This window comes from Enterobacter cloacae complex sp. ECNIH7 (genome assembly GCF_002208095.1).
In the GTDB taxonomy this organism is placed as follows: domain Bacteria; phylum Pseudomonadota; class Gammaproteobacteria; order Enterobacterales; family Enterobacteriaceae; genus Enterobacter; species Enterobacter cloacae_M.
The window spans coordinates 3924310-3945174 of sequence record NZ_CP017990.1 but is presented as its reverse complement, the minus strand read 5'-3'; the positions used below and the strand labels follow the sequence as shown (position 1 = coordinate 3945174).

At 59.7% G+C, this 20865-nt stretch carries 19 protein-coding genes; 8 read left to right on the top strand and 11 right to left on the bottom strand.

The window, feature by feature from the left end; genetic code table 11:
- Nucleotides 1-49: 49 nt before the first annotated feature.
- A complete protein-coding gene (locus tag WM95_RS19495) occupies nt 50-1474 on the bottom strand; it encodes a 6-phospho-beta-glucosidase (RefSeq protein WP_063408793.1) in 1425 nt (474 codons plus the stop codon).
- Nucleotides 1475-1492: 18 nt separating this feature from the next.
- Entirely contained in the window at nt 1493-2944 is a 1452-nt protein-coding gene (gene ascF, locus WM95_RS19490) for a PTS cellobiose/arbutin/salicin transporter subunit IIBC (RefSeq protein WP_088544962.1), read from the bottom strand.
- A gap of 214 nt (nt 2945-3158) precedes the next feature.
- Between ascF and WM95_RS19485 the strand changes: the two genes are divergently transcribed.
- The 4 genes from WM95_RS19485 (at nt 3159) to WM95_RS19470 (ending at nt 8098) form a co-directional block, all read left to right on the top strand.
- Nucleotides 3159-4172 (top strand): LacI family DNA-binding transcriptional regulator, encoded by a 1014-nt coding sequence (locus WM95_RS19485; RefSeq protein WP_023308961.1) that lies wholly within the window; start codon nt 3159-3161, stop codon nt 4170-4172.
- 134 nt (nt 4173-4306) lie between these two features.
- Nucleotides 4307-4852, top strand: a complete 546-nt coding sequence (gene hydN, locus WM95_RS19480) for an electron transport protein HydN (protein ID WP_023308960.1) — start codon at nt 4307-4309, stop codon at nt 4850-4852.
- Nucleotides 4853-4857: 5 nt separating this feature from the next.
- The gene (gene hypF, locus WM95_RS19475; protein ID WP_063408791.1) at nt 4858-7074 is read left to right on the top strand and encodes a carbamoyltransferase HypF; all 2217 of its coding nucleotides are present in this window, start codon (nt 4858-4860) and stop codon (nt 7072-7074) included.
- 1 nt (nt 7075) lies between these two features.
- Entirely contained in the window at nt 7076-8098 is a 1023-nt protein-coding gene (locus WM95_RS19470; protein WP_059446869.1) for a HoxN/HupN/NixA family nickel/cobalt transporter, read from the top strand.
- Nucleotides 8099-8548: 450 nt separating this feature from the next.
- Here WM95_RS19470 and norW read toward each other — a convergent pair whose 3' ends face one another.
- Entirely contained in the window at nt 8549-9682 is a 1134-nt protein-coding gene (norW, locus tag WM95_RS19465; protein ID WP_059446868.1) for an NADH:flavorubredoxin reductase NorW, read from the bottom strand.
- Nucleotides 9679-11121 carry an anaerobic nitric oxide reductase flavorubredoxin gene (gene norV / locus WM95_RS19460; protein WP_063408790.1) on the bottom strand — a complete coding sequence of 481 codons (1443 nt, stop codon included), beginning with the start codon at nt 11119-11121 and terminating at the stop codon, nt 9679-9681. The genes norW and norV overlap by 4 nt, the downstream gene beginning before the upstream one ends.
- Before the next feature lie 186 nt (nt 11122-11307).
- Here norV and norR point away from each other — a divergent pair, with 186 nt between their 5' ends.
- Complete coding sequence (gene norR, locus WM95_RS19455; RefSeq protein WP_063408789.1) at nt 11308-12822, top strand: nitric oxide reductase transcriptional regulator NorR; 1515 nt, start codon at nt 11308-11310, stop codon at nt 12820-12822.
- Here norR and gutQ read toward each other — a convergent pair.
- The 7 genes from gutQ to srlA form a co-directional block, all read right to left on the bottom strand.
- Nucleotides 12819-13784, bottom strand: coding sequence for an arabinose-5-phosphate isomerase GutQ (gutQ, locus tag WM95_RS19450; RefSeq protein WP_063408788.1), 966 nt, complete (start codon nt 13782-13784; stop codon nt 12819-12821). The genes norR and gutQ overlap by 4 nt on opposite strands.
- Entirely contained in the window at nt 13777-14550 is a 774-nt protein-coding gene (gene srlR, locus WM95_RS19445; RefSeq protein ID WP_008499558.1) for a glucitol operon DNA-binding transcriptional repressor SrlR, read from the bottom strand. Before srlR ends, gutQ begins: the two co-directional genes overlap by 8 nt.
- A gap of 63 nt (nt 14551-14613) precedes the next feature.
- Nucleotides 14614-14973 (bottom strand): transcriptional regulator GutM, encoded by a 360-nt coding sequence (gene gutM, locus WM95_RS19440; RefSeq protein ID WP_023308952.1) that lies wholly within the window; start codon nt 14971-14973, stop codon nt 14614-14616.
- A gap of 67 nt (nt 14974-15040) precedes the next feature.
- Nucleotides 15041-15820, bottom strand: coding sequence for a sorbitol-6-phosphate dehydrogenase (gene srlD, locus WM95_RS19435; protein WP_023294411.1), 780 nt, complete (start codon nt 15818-15820; stop codon nt 15041-15043).
- A gap of 14 nt (nt 15821-15834) precedes the next feature.
- Nucleotides 15835-16197, bottom strand: coding sequence for a PTS glucitol/sorbitol transporter subunit IIA (gene srlB / locus WM95_RS19430; RefSeq protein WP_023308951.1), 363 nt, complete (start codon nt 16195-16197; stop codon nt 15835-15837).
- Nucleotides 16198-16209: 12 nt separating this feature from the next.
- Nucleotides 16210-17169: a PTS glucitol/sorbitol transporter subunit IIB gene (gene srlE, locus WM95_RS19425; protein ID WP_023308950.1), complete on the bottom strand. Its 960-nt coding sequence runs from the start codon at nt 17167-17169 to the stop codon at nt 16210-16212.
- The gene (gene srlA, locus WM95_RS19420) at nt 17166-17729 is read right to left on the bottom strand and encodes a PTS glucitol/sorbitol transporter subunit IIC (RefSeq protein WP_023333189.1); all 564 of its coding nucleotides are present in this window, start codon (nt 17727-17729) and stop codon (nt 17166-17168) included. The genes srlE and srlA overlap by 4 nt, the downstream gene beginning before the upstream one ends.
- A gap of 252 nt (nt 17730-17981) precedes the next feature.
- Here srlA and mltB point away from each other — a divergent pair, with 252 nt between their 5' ends.
- The 3 genes from mltB to WM95_RS19405 all read left to right on the top strand — a co-directional run bounded on the left by mltB (nt 17982) and on the right by WM95_RS19405 (nt 20861).
- Complete coding sequence (gene mltB / locus WM95_RS19415) at nt 17982-19082, top strand: lytic murein transglycosylase B (RefSeq protein ID WP_169810216.1); 1101 nt, start codon at nt 17982-17984, stop codon at nt 19080-19082.
- Between the two features lie 268 nt (nt 19083-19350).
- A complete protein-coding gene (locus tag WM95_RS19410) occupies nt 19351-20004 on the top strand; it encodes a metal ABC transporter ATP-binding protein (RefSeq protein ID WP_063408787.1) in 654 nt (217 codons plus the stop codon).
- On the top strand, nt 20001-20861 hold the full coding sequence (locus WM95_RS19405; protein WP_023308946.1) for a metal ABC transporter permease: 861 nt from the start codon (nt 20001-20003) through the stop codon (nt 20859-20861). The genes WM95_RS19410 and WM95_RS19405 overlap by 4 nt, the downstream gene beginning before the upstream one ends.
- The last annotated feature ends 4 nt before the right edge of the window (nt 20862-20865 follow it).

Sequence of the window (20865 nt, the reverse complement as noted above, 5' to 3'; positions counted from 1 at the left end):
TGCCTCACCCCTCTCCCTCTCCCTGTGGGAGAGGGGTGAGGGCAACAGGCTACTCGAGATCCGCCCCGTTACTCGCAATCACCTTCTTATACCACCAGAACGATTTCTTGCGCTTGCGGTCCAGTGTGCCGTTTCCTACATCGTCCCGGTCGACGTACACAAACCCGTAGCGCTTGCTCATCTCGCCCGTTGAGGCGGCCACCAGGTCGATACAGCCCCAGGTGGTGTAACCCATCAGCGGCACGCCGTCCTCAATCGCGTCGCCCATCGCGCGGATATGCTCGCGCAGATAGCTGATGCGGTAGTCGTCGTTAATCTCGCCGTTTTCATCAACGACATCTTTTGCCCCCAGGCCGTTTTCCACCAGGAACAGCGGCTTCTGGTAGCGGTCGTACATCATGTTCATGGTGATGCGCAGGCCGAGCGGGTCGATGCCCCAGCCCCATTCGCTCACCTGAATATGCGGGTTACGCAGGGACTTCACGATGTTCGCCGCGCTGGTGTTACCCGCGTTCATATCCGCCGACGCGCAGCGCGAGGCGTAATAGCTGAACGAGACAAAGTCGACGGTGTTTTTTAACAGCTCGTCGTCGCCGGGATCTTTCACAATCACCACGCCTTTCTCGCGGAACACGCGGGCGGAGTAGGCCGGATAGCTACCGCGCGCCTGCACGTCGATGAAGAACAGGTTCTCGCGGTCTTTCTCCAGCGCCATCCACACGTCTTCCGGCTTGCAGGAGTAGGGGTAGAAATTGCCGCCCGCCAGCATGCAGCCCACCTGGTTTTCCGGGTTCACCTCGTGGGCGATTTTGGTCGCCAGCGCGCTTGCCACCAGCTCGTGGTGCGCGGCCTGGTATTTCACCTGGTCTTCGTTTTCACCTTCCTCAAACACAAGCCCCGCGCCGGAGAACGGGCTGTGCAGCATGATGTTGATTTCGTTGAAGGTCAGCCAGTATTTCACCAGCCCGTTAAATTCTTCAAAGCAGGTGCGGGCGTAGCGGGCGAAGAAATCGACCATCCTGCGGTTGCGCCAGGAGCCGTATTCCGTCACCAGGTGCATCGGCACGTCGAAGTGGCAGAGCGTCACCAGCGGCTCGATGTTGTACTTTTTGCACTCCTCGAACACCGCGCGATAGAAGGCAATGCCCTCTTTGTTCGGCAGCGGTTCGTCGCCGTTCGGGTAGAGGCGGCTCCAGGCAATGGAGGTGCGGAACACCGTAAAGCCCATCTCCGCCATCAGGGCGATGTCTTCTTTGTAGCGATGGTAAAAATCAATCGCTTCGTGGCTCGGGTAGAACTCGTCGTCACGCAGCGAAAAACGCTTTTCCTTACCGATCTTCACCGCCAGACGATTCGCGCCGTGGGGGATCATATCGACGGTCGTTAGTCCTTTGCCGCCTTCACGGTAAGCACCTTCACTCTGGTTGGCGGCAAGCGCGCCGCCCCATAAAAATCCTTGTGGAAAAACAGACATTCTTACCTCGCTTTCAATTTATGCTTTTGCTGCGTTGTTCTGTACCGGTGCGGTCTGCAGGGCGCGCGCTTTTTCAGCCTCATCTTCGACCGGGATATCCTCAAACCCTAAAAGCAGGGTCAGAACAAACGACAGCACCACTGCCAGCCCCATCACGCCGAACACCCAGACGATGGTCATCGGGTTGGCCGGGTCGAAGAACTGCACGCTGGTGAACAGCCCCGGTGCCGCCATTGAGTGGCTGGCAAGACCGGCCATGCCGGCGACCGCCCCGCAGATAAAGCCGCTGATTAGGCTCGCAATCAGCGGACGTTTCAGACGCACCGCCACGCCGTACAGGGCCGGTTCAGAGATCCCCGCCATAATGGCGGAGGCTGCCGCCGCCAGCGCCGTCTGGCGCAGCTCCGGGTTTTTGGTTTTCCACGCCACCGCCAGCGACGAGCCGCCGAGCGACAGGTTGGCGCCGATTTCCGACGGCATCACCATCCCTTCCTTGCCCGTTTCGGCAATGGTCTGAATGATGGTCGGCGTAAACACGCGATGCATCCCGGTCATCACCAGCAGCGGCCAGAGCGCGCCCATGATGGCGACGGAGAGCCAGCCCAGGTAGCCGTGAATGGTGTAGACCAGCGCGGAGATGGCGCTACCGATCCAGATCCCCAGCGGGCCAATCAGCACGATGGCGAGCGGGGCGGCAATCAGCACGATCAGCATCGGCTTGAGGAAGTTTTTCGTCACCGCCGGGGTAATACGATCCACCCAGCGTTCGATGTATGACAGGCACCAGGTCATCACCAGCGCCGGGATCACCGTGTAGGTGTATTTCACCGCCGTCACCGGAATAAAGGCGAACTCAACGTGCTCGCCCTGCGCGGCTTTCGCCATCAGCTCGATAAAGCTCGGGTGCACCAGCACGCCCGCGATGGCGATGGCCAGCGACATGTTGGTTTTGAATTTCACCGCCGCCGAGGCCGCCACCATCAGCGGCAGGAAGAAGAAGGCGCCGTCGCCGATGACGGTCAGAATAGTGAGCGTCGGCGCGCCTTTTGGCAGCACGCCGGTCATCTCGAGGATCATCGCCAGCAGCTTGACCATCGAGTCGCCGATGATCGCCGGGATCAGCGGGGACATGGTGCCGATCAGCGCGTCGAGGATCCCGGCGCCAACGCGGCGTAAGGTCATCTTCTGCGGACCTTCCGGCACCGCGGGCTGCAGGTCCGTGGGCAGCAGGCTTACCACTTCGCGGTACGCCTGTGAAACCGTGTTGCCAATAATGACCTGGCACTGGTTGTCGTTGCGTACCACGCCGAGCACGCCGCTGATGCTTTTCAGGCGCGCTGCGTCGGTCAGGCTTTCGTCTTTCAGTACGAAACGCAGACGCGTCATGCAGTGGGTGACGGCGACGATGTTCTCTTTGCCGCCCAGCGCGCTGATAACGTCGTTCGCCAGCGCAGCGTAATTTTTGGCCATCGGATGTGATCCTGTTATTGTTGTGAGACATGTAGGAAACCGGTTCCACATAATCATCATGAGTTTCTTTGGATGAAACAAGATCGCTTTTTGACCATTTTTTCGTTTCGTGATGCAGATCGCAATGGTGTAGCAAAAGCGTGATTTCGCCGCTGCGACAATTTTTCTGCAGTGCAGTACACTGCGCTCCATCAGATTCAGACGGAATAACAACATGACCACGATGCTTGAAGTGGCGAAGCGGGCAGGCGTTTCGAAAGCCACGGTGTCCCGGGTGCTATCGGGAAATGGCTACGTCAGCCAGGAGACCAAAGACCGGGTGTTTCAGGCCATTGAAGAGAGCGGCTATCGCCCGAATTTACTGGCGCGCAACCTGGCGACCAAACGTACCCAGACGCTGGGGCTGGTGGTGACTAACACCCTCTATCACGGCGTCTACTTTAGCGAACTCCTGTTTCACGCCGCGCGCATGACGGAAGAAAAGGGGCGGCAGCTGATCCTCGCGGACGGCAAGCACAGCGCGGATGAAGAGCGCGAGGCGATCCAGTACCTGCTCGATATGCGCTGCGACGCGGTGATCATCTATCCGCGTTTCCTGAGCGTGGAAGAGATGGATGAGATCGTCGAGAAGTGCGAGCAGCCCATAATGGTGCTCAACCGCCGCCTGCGGAAAAACAGCAGCCACTGCGTCTGGTCAGATCATAAGGCCTCCAGCCAGGAGGCTGTGTCGCAGCTGATTGCGAAAGGGCACCGGGAGATCGCGTTTATCACCGGCTCGCTGGATTCTCCCACCGGGGTTGAGCGTCTCTCCGGCTACCGGGACGCGCTGGCGCAGCACGGTATTCCGCTGCGCGAAGGGCTGATTGCGCAGGGGAAGTGGAACCCCGCCAGCGGCGCGGCGGCGGTATCGGAACTGCTTGCTCGCGGTGAACGGTTTACGGCGCTGGTGGCGAGTAATGACGACATGGCGATCGGCGCCATGAAGCAGCTGCACGACAGCGGCGTGGCCGCCCCGGACGCGGTGTCGGTGATCGGTTTCGACGATGTGGCCATCGCGCCTTACATCGTGCCGTCGCTCTCCAGCGTCCGCATCCCCGTAACGGAGATGATTAAAGAGACCATCAGCCGCCTGATCTTCATGCTCGACGGCGGTGAGTTTAAATATCAGCAAACCTTCTCTGGCGAGCTGGTCCTGCGCGACTCGGTTATTGATGGCCCGTACCGCTGATGTCGACAGCTGTCATCGTCATTTATGACGATGACAGCGCCGCTGTAATTTTAAAATCAATATAAAATCAATGGCTTAATTATTGGCACGGTTTATGAATATCTCCGCGCATAACTGTAATGCTGGAGAAGCAGATGAACCGTTTTATTATGGCCGATGCCAGTAAGTGTATTGGCTGCCGTACCTGTGAAGTAGCGTGCGTGGTTTCCCATCAGGCGGAGCAGGACTGCGCGTCGCTCACCCCTGACACCTTCCTGCCGCGCATCCACGTCATCAAAGGCGTGAATATTTCCACCGCCGCCATCTGTCGCCAGTGCGAAGACGCACCGTGCGCGAACGTCTGCCCGAACGGGGCGATTAAGCGCGAGAAAGGCTTTGTGCACGTCATGCAGGAGCGCTGCATTGGCTGCAAAACCTGCGTGGTCGCCTGCCCGTACGGCGCGATGGAGGTGGTTGTTCGTCCGGTGGTACGCAACAGCGGCATGGGGCTGAGCGTACGTGCGGAGAAAGCCGAAGCCAACAAATGCGATCTTTGCTATCACCGCGACGCCGGTCCGGCCTGCATGGAAGCTTGCCCGACGCATGCGCTGGTCTGCGTGGATCGCGACAAGCTTGAGCAGATGAGCGCCGAAAAGCGCCGTCGCGCGGCATTCGACACGTCGTCATCACTGCTGTTCTGAACCGTATGTGCAGTAACGGCGTACAGCTGCGCGTGCGCGGCAAGGTGCAGGGCGTGGGGTTTCGTCCCTTCGTCTGGCAGCTGGCGCAGGCGCTTCAGTTGACCGGTGACGTCTGCAATGATGGAGAGGGCGTGCTGGTGCGCCTCGCGGGTAATGGGGGGGCCTTTACCGCGAGGCTGCATCAGGACTGCCCACCGCTGGCACGCATTGACCACGTTGAAACGCAGCCGTTTACCTGGGCGCAGGTGCCGGAGGACTTTACCATCCGCCACAGCGCGGGCGGGGCTATGGACACCCAGATTGTTCCCGACGCCGCGACCTGTCCGGCGTGTCTGGCTGAAATGCGCGACCCCGGCGAGCGTCGCTATCGCTATCCGTTCATCAACTGCACGCACTGCGGGCCGCGGTTTACCATTATCCGCGCGATGCCCTATGACCGTCCGGCCACGTCAATGGCCGCATTTCCCCTCTGCTTGCCGTGTGAAGCGGAATACCGCAACCCCGCCGATCGACGTTTTCACGCCCAGCCGGTAGCCTGCCCGGACTGCGGGCCCGCGCTGGAATGGCGTGCGGGCAACATCACGGCTGCCCGAGAGGCCGCGCTGAGCGCGGCGGTGGGGATGCTGAAAAGCGGCGGCATAGTCGCGGTCAAAGGGCTGGGCGGTTTTCATCTCGTCTGCGACGCGCGTAATCCGCAGGCGGTCGCGACGCTCCGGTCACGCAAACAGCGACCGTCTAAGCCGCTGGCGGTGATGATCCCAAACTCGGACGGCGTGCCGGAGGCGATCCAGACGCTTTTATGCTCCTCCGCAGCGCCGGTTGTGCTGACCCCAAAAGCCTCGCTTCCCGGGTTTCCCGAAGGGATTGCACCCGGGCTCGATTGTATTGGCATCATGCTTCCCGCTAACCCGCTGCAACACCTTCTGATGATGGACTGCCGGCGCCCGCTGGTGATGACTTCCGGCAACCTCAGCGGCAGACCGCCTGCCATGACCAATCAGCAGGCGCTGGATGAACTCGGCGACATCGCGGACGGCTTCCTGCTGCACAACCGCGATATCCTGCAGCGGATGGACGATTCGGTGATGGATCGGGACGGCACGATGCTTCGCCGCGCACGCGGTTTTGTGCCGGATGCCGTCACGTTGCCTGCGGGGTTTGAGAATATCCCTGCCATGCTATGCACCGGCGCGGAGATGAAAAACACCTTCTGCCTGGTGCGTGGCAGCCAGGCGGTGCTGAGCCAGCATTTTGGCGATCTCGGTGACGAGGGCGTCGAAGCGCAGTGGCGAGGCGCGCTCTCGCTGATGCAGAAAATTTACGCCTTCCAGCCGAAGCGCGTGGTGTGCGACGCCCATCCGGGCTATCACACGCAACGATGGGCGCAGGCGCAGGGGCTGCCCGTTGAAACCGTACTGCACCATCACGCCCACGCGGCGGCGTGCCTGGCGGAGAACGGCTGGCCGCTCGACGGCGGAGACGCGATTGCCCTGACGCTGGACGGGATCGGCATGGGCGAGAACGGCGCGCTGTGGGGTGGGGAGTGCCTGCGGGTGAACTATCTCGCGTGCGAGCGTCTGGGCGGGCTGCCTGCCGTTGCGCTGCCGGGGGGCGATCTGGCGGCGCGGCAGCCGTGGCGCAATCTGCTCGCCCACTGCCTGGCGTTTGTCCCTGACTGGCAGCAGTACCCGGAAACGCGCGCGGTTCAGCGTGAAAACTGGCCGCTGCTGGCAACGGCGATCCGGCGCGGCATCAACGCGCCGCAGGCCTCGTCCTGTGGTCGCCTGTTTGATGCGGTCGCCTGCGCGCTGGGTATTGAAACCCAATCCTGGGAAGGTGAAGCGGCCTGCCGGCTGGAAGCGCTGGCCTCGCAGTGCGCGGGCGTCGACCATCCGGTGACGTTGTCTGTCGACAACCTTGCGCTTTTCTGGTGGCAGTGGCTGGCCTGGCAGGCGGATCCCTGCGAGCGCGCGTGGGCGTTTCACGACGCGCTGGCAAAAGGGCTGGCGGAACTCGCCGCGCGCCATGCCCGACGCCTGTCGCTGTCGACAATCTGTCTCAGCGGCGGCGTGCTGCACAACCGTCTGCTGCGCGCGCGCCTGCGTCATTATCTTTCTGACTTTACGCTTCTTTTTCCTTCGCGCCTGCCCGCAGGTGACGGAGCGATCTCCTTCGGGCAGGCGGCGATCGCCGCTGCCCGGTCATGTTCACAAAGGACTTAAAATGTTACGACTCTTACGCAATGAACCTCGCGCCGCGCTTCTGCTGCTGGCTCTGGTAATGGCAAACCTGCTGGCCTGGGGATGGGCATGGCACGCTTTTAGCGGCAGCACGGCGCTGATGGCCGCCAGCCTGCTGGCGTGGTGCTACGGGCTGCGTCACGCGGTGGACGCTGACCACATCGCGGCGATTGATACCGTGACGCGTAAGATGATGCAGCAGGGCAAACGTCCGTCCGGCGTGGGGGCGTGGTTCTCGCTGGGGCACTCCACCATCGTGGTGCTGGCCTCTATTGCTATTGCCGCTACCGCGACGGCGTTTCAGAAAAACATGGAGTGGTTCCACGAAACCGGCAGCCTGATCGGCACCGCGGTTTCCGCCACCTTCCTGCTGGCGATGGCGCTGGTGAATATGGTGATCCTGCGCGGCGTCTGGCGCAGTTTTCAGGCGCTGAAACAGGGCAGGCCCGTGCAGGGCGATATTACGCTCCCTGCCCAGGGCGGCGCCATGAACTGGCTGTTTGGCAAAACCTTCCGCCTGGTGAATAAAAGCTGGCAGATGTACCTGGTCGGTTTCCTGTTTGGCCTCGGCTTTGACACGGCTACCGAGATTGGCGTGCTGGGGATCTCTGCCGCCAGCGCGTCAAGCGGGATGTCGGTGTGGTCAATCATGGTCTTCCCGGCGCTCTTCGCCAGCGGCATGGCGCTGGTGGATACCCTCGATAACCTGTTGATGGTCGGTGCCTACGGCTGGGCGTTCAACAAGCCGCAGCGCAAGCTCTACTACAACATGACCATCACCGGCACCTCCGTGATAGTGGCGCTGTTTATCGGCGGGCTGGAAGCGCTGGGTCTGCTGATGGACAAATTTGCCCTCAGCGGCGGCGTGTGGGATCTGATTGGCGCGGTAAACGACAACCTGGGCAACGCCGGGTTTGCGGTGGTCGGGCTGTTTGTCGCCTGCTGGCTGATCTCCATGGTCAACTACCGCTGGCGCGGCTACGACGCGCTGGTGGTACGTTCCTGAACCGGCTCCTGCACGGCGCAACCTCCGCGACTTCCTCAATGGCTGGCGCATAGCGGCATACCGATAAAAAAGATGCTGAAAATGTAGAACTTTTGCGGAATAAATATATTCCGCATTCTTCGCTTGTGTGAAATAACGAGAAAGATAATTGAGTTATTTATAAAAATTCGCCATTATTTGCCTCCTGCTGATGATGTCTTTTCAGACTGAGTTGGCTGCCAATAATAAATCTGGATGATGTTTTTAAGCTGTTTCATATTAAAGCATTTACGAAAATAATAAATAAGGGATTGATGGCGATGATATATCTACTTTGCATTTATTTAATGAATAGAATGCGTAAGAAAAAGCCCCGGAATATCGGGGCGGTGAATAATAAAATTCAAAGGTTAACTCTGCGTAGACTCGTTGTTGGACGGGTAAACGAAGCGCCGCCCGGCAACGAGAGGGTTAAGCAGGTAACAGTTTCAGCAGTGCGAAAGCCTCCTTCATCCGGTCTTCACTAACCACAAAAGCGCGAATCTGACCCTCGTTATCCGCGCCGCGCGCGACCATTCCCTGCGGTTCGAGGGTAATTTGCCAGTTCAGATCCTGACGCTGCGTTTCACCGGCAAGATGCAGCGGTAATTCTGGCGTTTTGACTTTAATCAGCATGGCGGGTAATTTCAGCGGCGCGCTGCCGCCGAGCAGGTTTTTCGCCAGATACATCGCGCTTAATTGAATTGGCTGTAAAAAGGGCAGTACCTGACCGTTAATTTCAGCGCAGTCACCTAACGCGTAAATATCAGGTTGCGTGGTTTGCAGGTAGCTATTTACCTTCACGCCACACTGTATTTCGGCGCCTGCGCGATGCGCCAGCGCGGTTTCCGGGCGCAGGCCCGTTGCCGCGATTACCACATCCACCTCAACGCTGCGGCTGCGGTCGAGCGTGGCACGAATGCCGCCTTCGGTTTTGCTCAGGCTTTGCAGCTGCGATTTCAACATCAGATGCACCCCCATGTCGGTCAGGCGATGCTGTAAGCGACTGCTTACTTCTACGGGCATCAGCGACGACAGAATGCTTGCCGCGTGGTCGACCAGAGTCACGGATTTACCCGCCCGGCAGAAATCCATCGCCAGCTCGGTGCCTATCAGCCCGCCGCCGACAATCATCACGCGCTGCGCGTCGCGAAGCGCCGTTTCGCTGGCCTGATACTCCTGCTGGCTGTTGAGGGTGATCGTCAGCTCGCGGCCTTCAACCGGCGGCACAAACGCAGAGGCACCCGTGGCCAGCACCAGTTTGTCGTACTGCCAGGTTTTCTCTTTTGCTTTCACCACGTGGGCGGCAGCGTCGATGTCGGTGACCCAGGTGTACGGGAACAGACGCAGGTTAAACTGTTCCGCGAACTCCGCCGCCGTCTGGCGGGTGAGGTCTTCGGCGCGCTGATTCTGACTAATCACGTGGCTTAGATCAGGCTTGTTGTACTCGTCCATGCTGTCGGCGGCGATCACCGTCAGCGGCACGCTGGCGTCCTGCTTGCGGATGTTTTTCACCAGCTGGCGGGCGGCAAAGCCCGAGCCGATGATGACGATCCCGTTGTTCATTTTGCCTCCGTACCCAGTTCGTCAAAGACGTCTTTACCGAGTGAACACTCCGGGCAGAGGAAGTTTTCCGGCACGTCACTCCACGGCGTGCCCGGCGCAACGTCCTGCAGCGGCTCGCCCAGCGCCGGGTCGTAAATCCACTGGCAGACGCTGCACTGCATGCGCGGTCCGGGATCGGCGGCTGCCGCGGCGGCGCAGGTTTCCTGCTGTGCGGTTGGTTTTGCCGCTACTTCCGGCAGCGGAGCGAGCGCCCACTGACGTGCAATGTCACGGCCGTGCTGGCGGCAGATTTCGAGCGCGTCGATATCCGGCCGCCATTTCGCCTTCAGGCTGAGGGACATCTCAAAACCCGCATCCTGCAGGCGGGTAGACAGACGGTCTACCGCACCGCCGCTCCAGCCGTGGGAGCCAAAGGCGCTGGCGCGCTTGTTGCGAAAACGCAGGCCGGTCATCTCTTCCACCAGACCGGCAATTTTCGGCATCATTACGTTGTTCATGGTGGAGGTGCCCACCAGCACGCCCTTAGAGCGGAAGACGTTGGTCAATACCTCGTTCTTATCGCTGCGCGCCACGTTGAAGATTTTCACCGCCACGTTCGGGTCCACTTCGTTGATGCCCTGGGCAATGGCGTCCGCCATCATGCGGGTGTTGTTGGACATGGTGTCGTAGAAAATAGTGATGCGGTCTTCCTGATAGTCCGCCGCCCATTTCAGGTAGAGCTCCACAATCTGGGTTGGATTTTCACGCCATACCACGCCGTGGGAGGTGGCAATCATGTCCACCGGCAGGTTGAAGCCGAGGATCTCGGTGATTTTTGGCGTCACCAGGCGGCTGAACGGCGTCAGGATGTTGGCATAGTAGCGCTGGCACTGCTCGAACAGCTCGGTCTGGTCCACTTCGTCGTTGAACAGGCGCTCGTCGCAGTAGTGCTGGCCGAAGGCGTCGTTGCTGAACAGCACCGCGTCGCCGGTCATGTAGGTCATCATGCTGTCCGGCCAGTGAAGCATCGGCGTTTCCACAAAGATCAGCTGCTTGCCGTTGCCGATATCCAGCGCGTCGCCGGTTTTCACGGTGTGGAAGTTCCACTCCGGATGGTGGTGGTGGCCGTTGATCGAGTCGATGGCGTTGGTGGTGCAGTAGATCGGCGTGTTCGGGATGTAAGACATCAGCTCGGTCAGCGCGCCGGCGTGGTCCTCTTCCGCGTGGTTGATTATGATGTAGTCGATGGCGTCCAGGTCGATTTCACTGCGCAGGTTCTGCACGAACTCGCGGCTGAACTTGTGATCGACGGTATCGATCAGCACGTTTTTTTCTTCGCGGATGAGATAGCTGTTGTAGCTGCTGCCGCGCAGCGTTTTGTATTCCGTCCCGTGGAAATCGCGCACTTCCCAGTCACGTTGACCCACCCAATGAATGTTATTTTTAACCAGAATAGACATAGCAACCTCTACGTAATACAGCATTTTCAAATAAGATGATTTTCCTATATCAAGTTGCGTGCCAGTTTTTAATTTATTGATTTTGCTTAATTAATTTTTTTATGATCCGTAATGGGTAGTCATTATGACTATCAAAAGCAGTGTCAATATGACAACATGCATTGTCAAAATGACAGCGAGGTCACTATGAGCTTTTCCGTAGACGTGCTGGCGAAGATAGCCATTGAGCTGCAGACCGGTATCGGCCATCAGGACCGCTTTCAGCGGCTGATCTCCACGCTGCGCCACGTGCTTGAGTGCGATGCGTCCGCGCTGCTGCGCTACGAGGGGCGGCAGTTTATTCCGCTGGCTATCGACGGGCTGGCGAAGGACGTGCTCGGGCGGCGTTTTACCCTTGAGGGCCATCCGCGTCTGGAAACCATCGCCCGCGCGGGTGACGTGGTGCGCTTCCCGGCGGACAGCGATCTGCCCGACCCGTACGACGGGCTTATTCCCGGACAGGAGAGCCTGAAGGTTCACGCCTGTATCGGCCTGCCGCTGTTTGCCGGACAAAACCTGATTGGCGCACTGACCCTTGACGGCCTGTCGCCGGACCAGTTCGACACCTTTAGCGACGAAGAGCTGCGCCTGATTGCCGCCCTGGCCGCCGGGGCGCTGAACAATGCCCTGCTGATTGAACAGCTGGAGAGCCAGAACATTCTTCCCGGCAGCCCGGCGGCGTTTGAGCAGGTAACGCAAACGGAGATGATCGGCCTTTCTCCGGGCATGGCGCAGCTCAAAAAAGAGATTGAGATTGTCGCCGCCTCAGATTTGAACGTGCTGATCTTCGGGGAAACCGGCACCGGCAAGGAGCTGGTGGCGAAGTCCATTCACGAAGCCTCGCCGCGCGCGGTGAACCCGCTGGTGTACCTCAACTGCGCCGCGCTGCCGGAAAGCGTGGCGGAAAGCGAGCTGTTTGGTCACGTTAAAGGGGCGTTTACCGGGGCCATTAGCAACCGCAGCGGCAAGTTCGAAATGGCCGATAACGGCACGCTGTTTCTGGATGAAATCGGCGAGCTCTCCCTGTCGCTGCAGGCCAAGCTGCTGCGCGTTTTGCAGTACGGCGACATCCAGCGCGTGGGGGATGACCGAAGCCACAGAGTGGACGTTCGCGTGCTGGCGGCAACGAACCGCGACCTGCGTGAAGCGGTGGTGGCAGGGCAGTTCCGCGCCGACCTGTTTCATCGCCTGAGCGTGTTCCCGCTTACCGTGCCGCCGCTGCGCGAGCGCGGGGACGACGTGCTGCTGCTGGCGGGCTTTTTCTGCGAGCAGTGCCGTCTCAGGATGGGGCTTTCCCGCGTGGTGCTGAGCCCGGGTGCGAGGTCGCATCTGCTGAGCTACGGCTGGCCGGGCAACGTGCGCGAGCTGGAACACGCGATCCACCGCGCGGTGGTGCTGGCGCGGGCGACGCGTTCGGGTGACGAAGTGGTGCTCCACGCGCGGCATTTTGCGCTGCAGGATGAAACCGCACCGGCTGTCGCCCAGGCTCTACCAGAAACGGTGAATGAAAATCTGCGTGAAGCTACAGAGGCGTTTCAGCGTCAGATGATTACCCGCGCGCTGGAGCAGAATAACCACAGCTGGGCGGCGTGCGCGCGGGCGCTGGAGATGGACGTCGCCAACCTGCACAGGCTGGCGAAGCGTCTGGGGCTGAAGGGTTAGATAATGCCGGCCTGATAGAAATCCTGCAGGTTGATGGCGCCGCACAGCCTGCCGGAATCATCCACCACCGGTGCGGCGGTAATTTTGCGCTTCATCAGCACCTCTTTGGCTTCAATGGCGCGGCTCCCGGCGTTCAGCGTCAGCCCGCCTTTGGTCATGGCGTCCGACACTTTTGTTTCCAGCCTGCCGCCGCCCACCAGCCAGCGGCGCAGGTCGCCGTCGGTGAACACGCCCTTAACGTTCCCGCCGTCATCGCAGACCGCTACCAGCCCCAGACCGGTGCGGCTGAGTTCCAGCATCGCGTCCATGACGCTGGTATCGAGTTTGACCTGCGGAATGGCATCGTCGGTGCGCATCAGGTGGTGAACCTTGTTGAGCAGGCGTGCGCCGAGCGCGCCCGCCGGATGCGAACGGGCGAAATCTTCTTCGTTAAAGCCACGCGCCTGCATCACCGCCATTGCCAGCGCGTCGCCCATCATCAGGGTGTTAACGGTGCTGGAGGTCGGAGCGAGGTGCATCGGACAGGCTTCACGCTCAACGGAAATATCCAGCGTCGCCTTGGCGGCCAGCGCCAGCGGCGAGCGGGATTTTCCGGTCATCGCCAGCAGGGCGACCGATTTTTCCTGCAGGCGCGGAATAATCAGGTCCAGCTCTTTGGCCGAACCGGAGTAGGAGATAAACAGCATCACGTCGCGGCTTTCAATCATCCCCAGATCGCCGTGCAGCGCCTCTGCCGGATGCACAAAAAAAGCCGGGGTGCCGGTGCTCGCGAGCGTCGCGGCAATCTTTTTGCCGATATGGCCGGATTTACCGATGCCCGCCACGATCACTTTGCCTTCGCAGTGGATAATGGTGTTGGCGGCGCGGACAAAATCCTCGCCCAGACGTTCCGGCAGGCGGCTGGCTTCCTGCAGTTCCAGCATCAGCGTCTGGCGACCCGTTTCTAACAGAAAATCACTCATCTCTCTCTCCGGTTACGATCACGTCGATTCCTTTCTCTTCCAGCGCTTTCTTGAACGCCGGGTCGATACCTGCGTCGGTAATCAGCTTATCAACGCTTTCAAGGCTACAGACAATGTTGGGGCTTTTGCGGCCAAACTTCGACGAGTCTGCCATCAAAATCACTTCCCGCGCGGCGTTGCACATCGCTTTACTGACGCTGAAAACCTCGTTGAACGTCGTAACGCCTGCGTTCAGATCGATGCCGTCGGTGCCCATAAAGAGTTTATCAAAGCTGAAGTGGTCGAAGGCATTCTCCGCCAGCTGGCCGTGAAACGACGCCGATTTTTTGCGGAAGGTGCCGCCGGGCATCAGGATGGTCTGCTCGCAGTCGTTCTCCGACAGGGCGTTGACGATGTGCAGGCTGTTGGTCATCACCGTGATGTTGTTAAAGCGGCTGAGCAGCGGAATCATCTGCAGGACGGTGCTGCCTGCATCCAGAATGATGGAATCGCCATCGTGGATAAATTTGACGGCGGCTTCGGCAATCAGCGCTTTCTGGTGGGTATTGATCAGCGTTTTGTGGTCGATAGGCGGGTCCGCTTCGTCCTTATTGAGCACCACGCCGCCGTAGGTTCGAATAACGGCGCCAGAGTTTTCGAGCAATACCAGGTCCTTGCGTATTGTCGTGCCGGTAGTGTCAAAGTAGTGGGCCAGATCCTCTACCGAGCATTTTCCCTGCTTTTGCAGATGCTCGAGAATGGCCGCCTGCCGCTGACGAGGTTTCATAGGCGCTTCGTTCCTTAGGTTGCGAAATGATAATTTCGCAAGTCTATAGCTTTCACAACGAAATTATCCATGTTTCAGATTAAGCGCTAATGATAGTGCATTCTGACAGAGTGGATCATGGGGAAAGATCACATCAGGCCGTAATTCCTGCAGCGAAATGCCGTTGATCGCCTGGATTTTCGCCGGACGGGCGAAGACGGTCATGCCGCGCATGATGAGGGAATCGCAGACGTGATTGTTTTCATCCAGCGCAACGGCGACGACCACGCGCGGTTTGAAGCGTCCGCCGGAACGCCCGACCCCGACGCGACCTTTCTGACACAGCGCGTCAAACGCGCGGTTAAACTGGTGGATCTGCCAGCCGCCAAACGCCATCTGGCAGATCCAGGCGAGGGCGGCGACGGTGATGAGTGCGGTAACCATATCGACTCCTTGTTTTGTTCCCTCTCCCGGTGGGAGAGGGTTAGGGTGAGGGCATCAGGCCGCTCGATCAGAACATGACCTGCCCACCCGTCACGTTGATCGACTGCCCGGTGCAGTACGAGGCTTTCGGGCTGGCGTAAAACAGCAGCATGTTCAGCACGTCCTGATAATCGCACCCGCGCTTCAGCGGCACTTTATCGATGTAGTACTGCTCCACTTCCTCAGCCTTGATGCCGAGCTTGGTGGCATACTGCGGCAGCAGGGACTGGAACATCGGCGATTTCAGCAGGTTGCCCAGCATCAGCGAATGCACGGTAATGCCGTATTCGGCCAGATCCAGCGCCAGAGACTGCGTCAGCCCCACGCCGCCAAACTTCGCCGCGCTGTAGCCGGAGTTGTGCTTGCTGCCCACTTTCCCTGATTTGGAGTTGATCTGAATGATGCGCCCCTGAATGCCGTCGCGGATCATCAGACGGGAAAACTCGCGGGCGCAGAGGAAATAGCCCACCAGATTCACCTGCAGCGAACGGTCAAAATCCCCCAGTTCGAAATCGCTGATAAAGGCCGCTTTCGCAATCCCCGCGCTGTAGACCAGCAGGTCGGTACGCCCAAAAATCTCGTCCACGCCGCGGGCCAGCGCCATCACGCTCTGCTCGCTGGTGGCGTCGGCACCAAACCCGTACGCCATCCCTTCGCCAAACTCGGTGTTAATGGTGTCCGCCACGCGGGCGGCTTTTTCACTCTGAATGTCCACTACCGCCACGCGGTAGCCCTCTGCGGCAAGCCCACGGCAGAGGAACTCGCCTAAGGTTTGTCCTCCACCAATGACAACGGCAACCTGACTCATGTGTTTCTCCTTAATTACGCAACAAATTTTAACGTGCAGCCTGGGGTGACAGCCTGCGGAACCGGGCCCGCGACGTGAACCGTGCCGGGATATTCGGCCTGCGGCTGGCCGTCGAAACGCAGGGTGATGTGCCCCAGCTCGCGTAGGTTTTGCTCGGCCACGTCGCCGACGGCGGTCACGGCATAGCGCGCCTCGCCCAGCTCCAGCTGGCTCCCGGCCTTCAGCTCGCCCTTCAGCTCGCCGTGACAGTGGATAAAGCAAAACTCTTCGATATCCGCCGGGGCGCCTTCGCGGAAGGTGATCAGCATCTGGTCGCTCAGCGCGTCGGCCGCGCTCTGGCCGATGCGGGTAATGGTGGTCTGGTAAATCACGGTCATCGCAGGAACCTCTTATTGATAAATAAAGCCGGAGACAAACCAGGCAATCAGCACCGTCGGCGCGCCCGTCAGGAAGCGACTGACCAGCACCGACGGCACGCCCACGCGCACGGTGTCCTGGCGCGCTTCGGCCAGCGACAGCCCTACGGGGATGAAATCGCACGCCGCCTGGGCGTTAATGGCGAACAGGGCGGGCAGGGCGAGGTGCGGGGGAATGTTCCCCAGACCAATCTGCACGCCAATCAGCACGCCGATGACCTGGGCAATCACCGCGCCAGGGCCGAGGAACGGCGACAGCAGCGGGAAGGAGCAGATCAGCGCCAGCGTCACCAGCCCGAGCGGGTGGCTCGCGAGCGGGGCGAGGCCGTGAGCAATCCAGTCGCCCAGGCCGGACGCCATGATGATGCCGATCAGCGCCGAGACGAATGCCATAAACGGCAGAATGGTTTTCAGCACCGTGTCGATGGTGTCGCGCCCGGACTGGAACAGTACCGCCACGGCGGAACCCATGCCCATCCCGACCTTCGCCAGCAGGCCGTCGCTCTGTTCGGTGATTTTCTTGCTGGTGTCGTACTCGCGCGGGGCCGCTTTTTGCGGCGCGGCAGTGCCATTCACCAGCGTGATGTTGTCCTCCTTCACGCCTGAGACATAAATGTCCTCAAGGATGTACTGTGCCAGCGGGCCGGATTTTCCGGTGGAGTGAATATTCACCGTCGGAATGCGGCGCTTCGGATAGATACCGCAGCGCAGCGTGCCGCCGCAGTCGATTACCGCCACGCCGATTTCCGCTTCCGGCGGCTCGCCTTCCTTGAAGCCGTCGACCGCTTCCCAGCCGGTCAGCTCGCGCAGCCTGTCGACGATTGCCGGGCGCGTGCCTGCGGTGATGTAGACGATCTTTTTGCCTTCGGTGGCGTCGAACTCCAGCGGGCCGCCCCAGCCGCCCGTGCCTTTTTCAATGCGGATCCGGTTCATGCTGTGGCTCCTGAAAGATGGACTTTCTGTTCAAGCTGGATGCCCATTTTTTTCTCAAAAATGGCGGTGGTGAGGTCGGTCACCCAGCCGCGGAAGAAGTTGGTGACCAGGCCAACCAGCAGGTAGCTCACCGCCAGCGGGCCGAGCGGCAGGCCAAGGGTGGTGAGGCCGCTGGCGATCCCAAGATAGACAAACAGCTCGCCGGGGTTAATGTGCGGGAACAGGCCGTTCATCGAATGGCAGCTGTAGGAGGCGGCGGCGTAGTAGCTCGGCTTGTACTTTTCCGGCATGAAGCGGCCGAGGCTTAAGGTCATCGGGTTGCAGAACACGAAGGTACCGATGAACGGCAGTACCAGGTAGCGGGACAGCGGATTCCCGGCACAGCGCTGGGCGAAGCGTTCGATGCGCTGCTGGCCGATAAAGTTGATCAGCGCGTTCATGATCACCAGCAGGCTGATCAGCAGGGGCAGGATCCCGGTCACCATGCCGGTGAACACTTCTCCGCCTTTCTGAAACAGCCCGATGAACCACTCGGCGCCGTGGGTGATGGTTTCTATCATTCTTCTCTCCTGTGGGGCTTTTTTGTTTTTGTCTGACTGGGCTAATAATAATCACTTTGAAAGGTTTTAAAGTGTTAATTAGATCTCACAATGAAAGAAAAAAGGATTATTTTGAAAGTTTATTGGTGGGGGGAATGATTTTCGGTGGAAAAAAGCGCGGATTTGCGTGGGGGAGGCGCGTACCGCTTCCTTGAGGTGTTGCGGATGCTTTACCATACTGGGTTCTTATCGAACCCGTTAAATGGATGTCTCATGTTCAAGCGTCGTTATGCAGCGCTGTTGCCTGCGCTTATTCTGCTGTCTGCCTGTAGTAGCAAACCTAAGACTGAAGCCGTTCAGCAAACGGCGGGCGCGCCTTCCGGAGGATTCCTGCTGGAGCCGCAGCACAATATGATGCAGATGGGCGGCGACTTCGCGAATAACCCGGCGGCCGAGCAGTTCATCGATAAAATGGTGAGCAAACACGGCTTTGACAGACAGCAGCTGCACGAAATTTTGTCTCAGGCCAAGCGTCTGGACTACGTGCTGCGCCTGATGGACAGGCAGGCACCAACCGCCCAGGTGCCGAGCGGGCCGAACGGCGCGTGGCTGCGCTATCGCAAACAGTTTATTACCCCGGACAACGTGCAAAACGGCGTAGTGTTCTGGAATCAGTATGAAGATGCGCTCAACCGCGCGTGGCAGGTGTACGGCGTACCGCCGGAAATCATCGTCGGGATTATCGGCGTTGAAACCCGCTGGGGCCGCGTGATGGGGAAAACCCGCATCCTCGACGCGCTGGCGACGCTCTCCTTTAACTACCCGCGCCGCGCGGAGTATTTCTCTTCCGAGCTGGAAACCTTCCTGCTGATGGCGCGCAGCGAGCAGGACGATCCGCTCGATCTGAAAGGGTCGTTTGCCGGCGCGATGGGCTACGGCCAGTTTATGCCGTCCTCCTATAAACAATATGCCGTCGACTTTAACGGGGACGGTCATATCAACCTGTGGGATCCGGTAGATGCCATCGGCAGCGTGGCGAACTACTTCAAAGCACACGGCTGGGTGCCGGGCGGCCAGGTGGCGGTGCAGGCGAACGGTCAGGCGCCGGGGCTGGAAAACGGCTTCAAAACCAACTACAGCATTTCGCAGCTGGCAGCGGCAGGCCTAACGCCAACGCAGCCGCTGGGCAACGCGCAACAGGCAAGCCTGCTGCGTCTGGATGTCGGTACGGGCTATCAGTACTGGTACGGTCTGCCGAACTTCTACGTCATCACCCGCTATAACCACAGCACTCACTATGCGATGGCCGTATGGCAGCTGGGGCTGGCGGTGTCTCAGGCGCGCGTTCCGGCGGCGTCACCGTTTAGTCAGTAAGTCATCTTATCCCCCTCTCCCTGTGGGAGAGGGCTGGGGTGAGGGCACCCGCGCGCACCTATTTCCCGCAGAAACATTTCGCCACACTCCCTTTTCAAACCCGCCATTTACATCTTAACCGTCTTTCATTATTGTTATGTTATAACATTTAATGCGGTGTCGACATGTCAACGTCCTTTTTTTCTCTGTCTGCTCTGGTTCGGCTTTTGCTGGCGCTGGTGCTGGTTGTCTTTATTGGGCTGGCCGTGCGCTGGGCGGTGGCATTGCCATGATCGTGATGAATGAACTGGTCGCGGGTTATGAACGCCAGCCCATTACGCGGCCCCTTTCGGGCACGATTGAGCGCGGAAGTATGACCGCCATTATCGGCGCTAACGGCTGCGGGAAATCCACGCTGCTGAAAACGCTGGCGGGGTTTATTCCTCCCGTCAGCGGCGGTTTCCGCTGGCAGGGTAAGCGCCCGGTCATCGGCTGGCTGGCACAGCGTCACGCCCTGGAGGCGCAGTTTCCGCTGACCGTACAGGACGTGGTAAGCATGGGCTGCTGGCCGGGCATTTCGCTTTTTTCCGGGTTTCGTCGCGAAACGCGGCTGCGCATTGCCAGCGCGCTTGAGCGCGTCGGGCTTGAGTCCATGGCGTTATCCACCATCGATGAACTCTCCGGCGGTCAGTTTCAGCGCATGCTGTTTGCCCGCGTCCTGGTGCAGCAGGCGCCGCTGGTGATGCTGGATGAACCCTTTACCGGGGTCGATGAAGCCACCTGCAGCGTGCTGATGGATTTGATGCTGGAGATGTATATGCAGGGGCAAACGCTGCTCGCGGTACTGCACGACAGCGAGCGCGTGTCGCGCCATTTTCCGCAGACGCTGCGGCTGGATGCTGACGTTCCCCAGTGGAAAACCGAGCGGGTGAGGGTGGCATGATCTGGCATCTCTTTTTTCAACCGTTCATTGAGTACGGCTTTATGCGTCGCGCGCTGGTGGTTTGCCTGGCGCTCTCCGTCAGCACCACCGCGCTCGGCGTGTTTCTTCAGCTGCGTCGGATGAGCCTGATGGGCGACGCCCTTTCTCACGCCATTTTGCCGGGTGTCGCCGTGGGGTATTTGCTCAGCGGTATGTCGCTGCTGGCGATGAGTATTGGCGGTTTTATCGCGGGAATTACCGTGGCGCTGCTGGCCGGTCTGGTCAGTCGACGCACGCCGCTGAAAGAAGATGCCAGCTTTGCCGGGTTTTATCTTGGCTCGCTGGCGCTGGGGGTCACGCTGGTGTCGCTGCGCGGGTCGAATGTCGATCTGCTGCATCTGCTGTTTGGCTCTATCCTCGCCGTGGACAAGGACGCCGCGCTTTTTGTCACGGGCGTGTGTATGTTCACCCTTATCACACTGGCGCTGTTTTATCGCGGGCTGGTCACAGAAGCGTTTGATACTGCCTGGCTGCAGGTGAACGCCCGCTGGCTGCCTGGCCTGCTGCACGGACTGTTTCTGGCGCTGCTGGTGCTTAACCTGGTGGCTGGTTTTCAGGTGCTCGGCACGCTGATGGCCGTCGGGCTGATGATGCTTCCGGCCGTGGCGGCACGCTGCTGGGTGCGCACGCTACCAGCCTTACTTCTGATGGCGGGGATAAGCGGTATTTTCTGCGCATGGCTGGGGCTGAGCCTCTCCTGGGCGATGAGCTTACCTGCCGGGCCGTCCATCGTGCTCACCGCCAGCGCGCTGTTCTTTATTTCCATTTTACTGGGTACGCGAAGCAGGCTCGCTGGCAGCCTGCGGGCGTATTTTTAACGCA

What these genes read in the sequence shown, in the direction of transcription:
- WM95_RS19470 (WP_059446869.1), top strand. Translation starts at nt 7,076, where the DNA reads ATGTTACGACTCTTACGCAATGAACCTCGCGCCGCGCTTCTGCTGCTG.
- srlB (WP_023308951.1), bottom strand. Translation starts at nt 16,197, where the DNA reads ATGACCGTGATTTACCAGACCACCATTACCCGCATCGGCCAGAGCGCG.
- mltB (WP_169810216.1), top strand. Translation starts at nt 17,982, where the DNA reads ATGTTCAAGCGTCGTTATGCAGCGCTGTTGCCTGCGCTTATTCTGCTG.
- WM95_RS19405 (WP_023308946.1), top strand. Translation starts at nt 20,001, where the DNA reads ATGATCTGGCATCTCTTTTTTCAACCGTTCATTGAGTACGGCTTTATG.
- norV (WP_063408790.1), bottom strand. Translation starts at nt 11,121, where the DNA reads ATGTCTATTCTGGTTAAAAATAACATTCATTGGGTGGGTCAACGTGAC.
- norR (WP_063408789.1), top strand. Translation starts at nt 11,308, where the DNA reads ATGAGCTTTTCCGTAGACGTGCTGGCGAAGATAGCCATTGAGCTGCAG.
- srlA (WP_023333189.1), bottom strand. Translation starts at nt 17,729, where the DNA reads ATGATAGAAACCATCACCCACGGCGCCGAGTGGTTCATCGGGCTGTTT.
- WM95_RS19410 (WP_063408787.1), top strand. Translation starts at nt 19,351, where the DNA reads ATGATCGTGATGAATGAACTGGTCGCGGGTTATGAACGCCAGCCCATT.
- srlE (WP_023308950.1), bottom strand. Translation starts at nt 17,169, where the DNA reads ATGAACCGGATCCGCATTGAAAAAGGCACGGGCGGCTGGGGCGGCCCG.
- srlR (WP_008499558.1), bottom strand. Translation starts at nt 14,550, where the DNA reads ATGAAACCTCGTCAGCGGCAGGCGGCCATTCTCGAGCATCTGCAAAAG.
- ascF (WP_088544962.1), bottom strand. Translation starts at nt 2,944, where the DNA reads ATGGCCAAAAATTACGCTGCGCTGGCGAACGACGTTATCAGCGCGCTG.
- gutM (WP_023308952.1), bottom strand. Translation starts at nt 14,973, where the DNA reads ATGGTTACCGCACTCATCACCGTCGCCGCCCTCGCCTGGATCTGCCAG.
- WM95_RS19485 (WP_023308961.1), top strand. Translation starts at nt 3,159, where the DNA reads ATGACCACGATGCTTGAAGTGGCGAAGCGGGCAGGCGTTTCGAAAGCC.
- gutQ (WP_063408788.1), bottom strand. Translation starts at nt 13,784, where the DNA reads ATGAGTGATTTTCTGTTAGAAACGGGTCGCCAGACGCTGATGCTGGAA.
- norW (WP_059446868.1), bottom strand. Translation starts at nt 9,682, where the DNA reads ATGAACAACGGGATCGTCATCATCGGCTCGGGCTTTGCCGCCCGCCAG.
- srlD (WP_023294411.1), bottom strand. Translation starts at nt 15,820, where the DNA reads ATGAGTCAGGTTGCCGTTGTCATTGGTGGAGGACAAACCTTAGGCGAG.
- hypF (WP_063408791.1), top strand. Translation starts at nt 4,858, where the DNA reads ATGTGCAGTAACGGCGTACAGCTGCGCGTGCGCGGCAAGGTGCAGGGC.
- hydN (WP_023308960.1), top strand. Translation starts at nt 4,307, where the DNA reads ATGAACCGTTTTATTATGGCCGATGCCAGTAAGTGTATTGGCTGCCGT.
- WM95_RS19495 (WP_063408793.1), bottom strand. Translation starts at nt 1,474, where the DNA reads ATGTCTGTTTTTCCACAAGGATTTTTATGGGGCGGCGCGCTTGCCGCC.